At 45.0% G+C, this 5,922-nt stretch carries 7 protein-coding genes and 1 pseudogene; 4 read left to right on the top strand and 4 right to left on the bottom strand.

The annotated features are described in order from the left end of the window. Window positions 1-92 precede the first annotated feature (92 nt). The 3 genes and pseudogenes from ACFFAP_RS34910 to ACFFAP_RS34900 all read left to right on the top strand — a co-directional run. Window positions 93-515: pseudogene (locus tag ACFFAP_RS34910) on the top strand (transposase); the annotation flags it as partial. 265 nt (window positions 516-780) lie between these two features. After that, window positions 781-1,194: a hypothetical protein gene (locus ACFFAP_RS34905; protein ID WP_375515503.1), complete on the top strand. Its 414-nt coding sequence runs from the start codon at window positions 781-783 to the stop codon at window positions 1,192-1,194. A gap of 203 nt (window positions 1,195-1,397) precedes the next feature. Beyond that, on the top strand, window positions 1,398-2,000 hold the full coding sequence (locus ACFFAP_RS34900; RefSeq protein WP_375515502.1) for a hypothetical protein: 603 nt from the start codon (window positions 1,398-1,400) through the stop codon (window positions 1,998-2,000). A 133-nt stretch (window positions 2,001-2,133) separates the two neighbouring features. Here the strand turns inward: ACFFAP_RS34900 and ACFFAP_RS34895 are convergent, their stop codons facing one another. After that, window positions 2,134-3,096, bottom strand: coding sequence for a helix-turn-helix transcriptional regulator (locus ACFFAP_RS34895; protein ID WP_375515501.1), 963 nt, complete (start codon window positions 3,094-3,096; stop codon window positions 2,134-2,136). A 151-nt stretch (window positions 3,097-3,247) separates the two neighbouring features. Here ACFFAP_RS34895 and ACFFAP_RS34890 point away from each other — a divergent pair, with 151 nt between their 5' ends. Beyond that, window positions 3,248-4,108, top strand: a complete 861-nt coding sequence (locus ACFFAP_RS34890; protein ID WP_375515500.1) for an SDR family oxidoreductase — start codon at window positions 3,248-3,250, stop codon at window positions 4,106-4,108. Window positions 4,109-4,400: 292 nt separating this feature from the next. On the opposite strand, the gene ACFFAP_RS34885 is transcribed toward ACFFAP_RS34890, so the two are convergent. The 3 genes from ACFFAP_RS34885 to ACFFAP_RS34875 all read right to left on the bottom strand — a co-directional run bounded on the left by ACFFAP_RS34885 (window position 4,401) and on the right by ACFFAP_RS34875 (window position 5,601). Further along, window positions 4,401-4,595, bottom strand: coding sequence for a hypothetical protein (locus ACFFAP_RS34885; RefSeq protein ID WP_375515499.1), 195 nt, complete (start codon window positions 4,593-4,595; stop codon window positions 4,401-4,403). Window positions 4,596-4,769: 174 nt separating this feature from the next. Continuing rightward, window positions 4,770-5,267, bottom strand: coding sequence for an SRPBCC domain-containing protein (locus tag ACFFAP_RS34880; protein WP_375515498.1), 498 nt, complete (start codon window positions 5,265-5,267; stop codon window positions 4,770-4,772). Beyond that, on the bottom strand, window positions 5,254-5,601 hold the full coding sequence (locus ACFFAP_RS34875; RefSeq protein ID WP_375515497.1) for an ArsR/SmtB family transcription factor: 348 nt from the start codon (window positions 5,599-5,601) through the stop codon (window positions 5,254-5,256). Before ACFFAP_RS34875 ends, ACFFAP_RS34880 begins: the two co-directional genes overlap by 14 nt. Window positions 5,602-5,922: the final 321 nt, after the last annotated feature.

Raw genomic sequence — 5,922 nt, 5'->3', positions numbered from 1 at the left:
TGATCATGCCTCAGAATCCGCTTGTCAATAGTGTTTGAGACGCGCTTACCCTGTTAGATACAATAACCTATTCTACTTTGGAAATTGTTGGGCTTTACGGTCAACGCTGGGAGGTTGAATTAGATTTAAGACATATAAAAACCACCTTGGGAATGGATATTTTACGGTGTAAAACACCTTCAATGGTACGCAAAGAGATTTATGTTTATTTGCTGGCTTACAATCTCCTGCGTAGTTTGATGTGGTCAGCAGGTACTACTTACGGTACTCCCCCATTACGCCTATCACTACAAAGTACTCGCCATCATTTAAATAACTTTATTCCCGAATTTTTAGCAGCAACTTCAATAAAACGTCTCCAAATTTATCGCACTTTACTTAAAGTTATTGCTCACAAAGTTGTGAGCGTTCGCCCAGGTAGAAGTGAACCACGAGTCCGCAAACGTCGCCCCAAAGCTTACCCCTTAATGACCAAACCTCGGCACGAATTACGAAATGTTTTGCAAACAGCTTAACCACAAGTGTTTCGGCTTTTCTTAGTGCCATTCAGCTATACCCTCATTACAAGCCAAACTTCTCATTACCTCTGACGGGCGTTGGGAAATCCTCCCGCCTTGCGTGGAACAGAGTAAATCAAAACGCTACAGTCAATTACAATAATGATTGATGCAAGTGGCTTTATACGCAACAGTTCTGGTTTGATTTCAAAAACTCAAACCGACTCAAAAGGATAAAATCCTAGAAAACTGGAGCTGGGTGAGCTAAATTCCTGTAATGAATATGGCTAAAACTAAAAAATCAGAAAATGCTTCCAAAAAAGCGACTAACCCTTCTCTCAATACACTATATGTGCTAGAGGTGTTTTTAATTGATGGCCCAATTACAGAGGAATTTGCAGCAGAAAATCCAGTGGTGTCTAGAACCATCGAAATTGAAAGCAGCAATACTTTGCAGGATCTGCATAAAATCATCTTTAAAGCATTTGACCGAGAAGAAGAACATATGTATGAATTTCAAGTAGGAGGAAAAGGGCCGCAAGATCCAAATGCAAGATGCTATTGCATAAAACAAGTATTTTCAAGTTCCGATTTGACACCAAAGCCTACAGGAGATGTTTCTAGTACTTCAATTGCATCTTTGGGCTTATCTATAGATGATGCTTTTGGTTACTGGTTCGATTTTGGTGATGATTGATGGCATCAGATTGATGTCATCAGCATTGCAGACACAGTTCCATCAGGCAAATATCCTAAAATTACTCAGCGAGTCGGGGCTAGTCCTCCTCAATATGCGGATTTTGAGTAGAAGAAAAAGCAAGACAATCGTCATTGCCTTGCTACGATAGGCTATTTGATAAATCAGGATATCACTCAAGCAGAGAAGGTTTTTAAAGAATCATGGCAGCTAAAAAACATTATTTACTTAATCATGGATGTTTCCTTAATTCCACAAATAAAAAAATAGTTGTCAATTTAGCCACGGGTGATATCTTAAATCTAATAACCCAAGAATTAAAAACTCGCTATTCACCAGAAACTCAAAAAATTGTACTCGAAGAGAGTTCAAAGCTGCTACCTGATTTGGTATTTCAAGAAATATTACAGCGCCAACAGCAAGTAGTGAATGTTAACCCTGATAGCTTAGTTGTGGTTAAATGTGCGATCCAAGAGACAGAGCTTGATGAGTTTGGGTTTAATTTAAATGTCGAAGTATATTTTGTGATTGCAGATGTCAAAGGTCAAAATCATTTCCGCGCTAATCGGATAGTCCTTTGGTCAGATATCTGGGGCGATGAAGAACAGCTTTTTGATCTAGAAGATGAACTAAGTGAGCAATTCTGGACAGATTATCAAATCCAGTTACTCTTTGATGATAAAAATCAGCAAAAAATTGAATTAGAAATATCACAAACAGATGATTATGGAGCAAGGTTAGAATTTTACCCATCTGCCCAAAGATTTTTACCATCCATAGTTCCCTTTACTGATAATAACTTTTAAAATCAGCAATTATGGCAGTAGCTTCTGGTGCTTGCAGGAGTCGAGATGACGGGAACTGAGCGGTGTTGTTCAAGCGGAAGCGTTAGCCATACCTTTAGGTGATCGCACAGTTCTCGAAACGCAATGCACTTGTTCATTGTTCAGCATAGCGTGATATCGCCTCTTTTGCTGCTTGCAAAACGCGATCGCGTAATTCTAATGGCTCAATTACCTCCATCTTTGCGCCGAACCCCAGCACATAAGCACAAGCCGCTTCTTCTATATCAAACCTCAGCCAGACGCGAGTCCAGCCATCGGCATCGGGCGAGTTAATCTGTTCTATTCGGGCAAAGTATCCGGCATAGCGTAACCGAGGCATAACCTCTGGAGCAACACGCACCGTTACGCCATAGTAAGGCAGATTGGCTTTGAACTCAACCATCGATTGTTGCCAATAGTCGACTAAGTTGAATTCAACCGGACGAACACAGGGGTAATCTGTAAGCATGGCATCCCGCACTCGTGAAATCCGGTAGGAGCGCACCTCTGACTCTACCGAGGCAACGAAATACCAGACATTGCCTTTGGCGACCAATCCCAGTGGGTTGACTAATCTTTTGACCAGTTTGCCATTACCGCGCTCATAGCTGAGGTTTACTTGCCGCTCTTGCCAAATCGCTGTTTGTAGAGTCGCAAATGCCGACATTTCCTCGTCCCACCGATGCCAGCCTGTTGGATCGACATGAATGCGCTGACTAACGATTTCTGCTTGCTGACGATTTGCGGCAGGTATTGCTACCAGAAGTTTGAGCAGAGCCGCTTCAAATGCTTGACTCCAGCCTAAATCGGCTAGCAGGTTTGCGGGCTTTGGCAAAAACAGCGCCTGGATCTCTGCCAAATTAAGTCCTGTCAGCGTAGTTTGATAGCTGTCGAGTAAACTCCAACCACCTCCTTTACCGCGTTCTGCCATCACCGGAACTCCGGCACTGCTGAGGGCATCCATGTCACGATGGATGGTGCGCTCAGATACCTCCAATCGTTCTGCTAAATCTCGCGCTGTTAGCTGACGATAAACCTGCAACAACATCAGGATCGAGAGGAGGCGATCGGCACGCATAACTATCCTAAGACCAATCGAAACTACTTTTTACTTTACTGCCTAAATATGACAAGGGATGTCAGGAAGTTCAGCTTATGCTGCATAAAGATGGTTTGTTTGGAGTCATCGATTTCTTTAAGCTACCTCGCAGGATTTAAGGAGGTCAATTATGCAGCTATTGAAGAATAAAATTGCGCTTGTAGTTGGGGCAACACGCGGTGCAGGTCGTGGCATTGCTGTGGAACTTGGTGCAGCAGGGGCAACCGTTTATGTCACCGGACGCACCACTCTTACTGTGCGTTCGGAATACAACCGCCCTGAAACGATCCAAGAAACGGCGGAATTGGTAAACCAGGCAGGTGGGAAAGGAATCGCAGTTGTAGTCGATCATTTAGACCCAAAACAAGTACAGGCGCTTGTTGCTCGTGTTGAGCAGGAGCATGGTCGTCTGGATGTTCTAGTCAACGATATTGGTGCAGAATATCTGGCGGAGTTCAACAAGCCCGTGTGGGAGCTTTCTTTAGATCGAGGATTACGGATGCTAAGACTAGCGATCAACACCCACCTGATCGCTAGCCACTTCGCATTACCCTTGTTGATCCATAAACCCGGTGGATTGGTAATCGAAATTACTGATGGGACTGCCGAATATAATAGCACAAACTATCGGCTGTCGATGTTCTATGACCTTGCTAAAACCTCGGTAATTCGCATGGCGTGGGGATTGGCGCAAGAACTTAAACCGCATCAATGTACTGCCGTAGCGCTGACTCCGGGCTGGTTGCGCTCGGAACTCATGCTCGATCATTTTGGTGTGAGTGAAGCCAACTGGCAAGACGCAACAGCAAAGGAACCGCACTTCATCATTTCTGAAACGCCCCGCTATGTTGGGCGTGCAGTTGCTTATCTAGCTGGCGATCCACAAGTAGTGCGCTGGAATGGCCAATCGCTTTCCAGTGGGCAACTAGCACAGGTTTATGACTTTACCGATCTTGATGGCTCTCAACCGAATGGCACTAAGTTAAGCTGAAGGGTAGGCGGCGTAAGGATTGCAGAGGAGCAGGGGGGCAGAGGGGCAGAGGAGAATTTCTCTTGCTTCTTTCCGTATGCCTCTTGTTTCTGTCCGTATGCTTCTTCCTTCTTCTTTCTCCCCTGCTCCTCCGCTCCTCTGCACCCCTGCTGCCTCAACGATTTTCCCTTTTCTTAGTGCCATTCGGCTCTCAACCCGATGCGTGGCGCTACATTCATGAAGTGCAGGACGCGGGTAAACCTGCTGATGCGACCGGATATAGGTAATGCTCAAGTCACAACACATCGCATTTTCAACCTCGCTTTATTGCGCTTGGCTCCATGTAAATAATTTCCCAAATATGACGGTTTAACTCAGCAAACCCATGTCCGTACATAATGTGGTGTTGTCGTTCGTTGTAGGTTGCTCCACCGGCGGCAAGAGCAGGGAGCAACCATCGCATCAACTTTTTCTCGGCTTGATGAAGATAAACATACAAGCAACTCATCCCTAGTAGTTCCCTTTCCCCAAAATTGCGCTTGTGGAGGTCGGCAGAAGAGCTGTTGAGCAGGGGAGTAAAGGAGAGATTTGTACAAGTTCTTTCCCCCCTGCCCCTTTGCACCTCTGCCCAAGAGCTTACCACCACGCAAAGTTTGTGTGGCGAAGCACTTGTAAAAGAGACTCAAGCTTTCGCCAAAAACTCATCTAGGCAGTCAAAAGTGGAGTTCCACCCTTCGATCACACCCATCTGTTCATGCCCTAGCCGCTCCTCAATAGACTCATGCATAATCTGGAGTGTGAGTTTGGTATTGCCATCTAAATCCTCGAAAATGGCTGTTACAACCATTCCCTTTGGTAAATCAGCATCTACGACTTTTTCAAAGCCTTCATCAAATTCATCACTGGTAACAATCCTCTCAAAGGGTACGATTTCGCGAAAAACACCTTTGGCCGGGTACTCCCTGCCGTCTGGGCCAGTCATCACGTAGCGCCATTTCCCACCGGGACGCAGATCCATCTCAATCACACGGGTTGTGAAACCTTTGGGGCCCCACCACTGCGCTATGTGTTTCGGATCAGTCCATGCTTGGAACACAAGGGAGCGCGGCGCTTTCAAGACGCGGACGATCGCGATCTCACGTTGAGATTGAGCATCAGTGTCATCCTCAATGTTGCTCATTTTGTTTCTCCTGAGTTTGTAATTCGTGCAGGTAATCATCAAGCTGATCAAGCCTCTGTTCCCACAATTGACGATATTGCTCAATCCAATCCGCCGCTTCTTTGAGCGGCTGTGGTTGAATTTGGCATGGTCGCCATTGAGCTTCGCGACCCCGGACAATCAGTCCGGCACGCTCTAGTACCTTTATATGTTTGGAGATTGCAGGAAGACTCATCTTAAAAGGCTTGGCTAACTCACTTACCGATGCCTCACCTTTGGCGAGGTGAGCCAGAATTGCACGCCGTGTAGGATCAGCAAGGGCAGCAAAGGTAAGGCTCAGTTGTTTGTTAGACATTTTTATTTAACCTAATGGTTAATTAACTACTAGGTTAAATGTACTATTGAATCATGTCAAGCCCCCACTTAAGGGAAATCCAAGAAATGGGGTGAATGGCACTAATAAAAGCGTAAATCCCTAGCATTCCTGGATCAAAGGTGTAGAGAATTAAGAAGATGTTGTAGTATGTGACATACTCGCATTTTAGTGTCTTAAATACTACATCTAATACCCTACCTCCAACATCCTGCCCTCACTGTCTTTTACAAAATGATTTTGGTACGCACAATGCCAAAGTTATTGTTCTTGTTGCCATAAATAAAGACATTGATAGCCATA

The organism is uncultured Nostoc sp. (genome assembly GCF_964245575.1).
Taxonomy (GTDB): domain Bacteria; phylum Cyanobacteriota; class Cyanobacteriia; order Cyanobacteriales; family Nostocaceae; genus Nostoc.
Note: the sequence above shows the minus strand (reverse complement) of the source record. Positions and strands in the feature narration are given on the sequence as shown.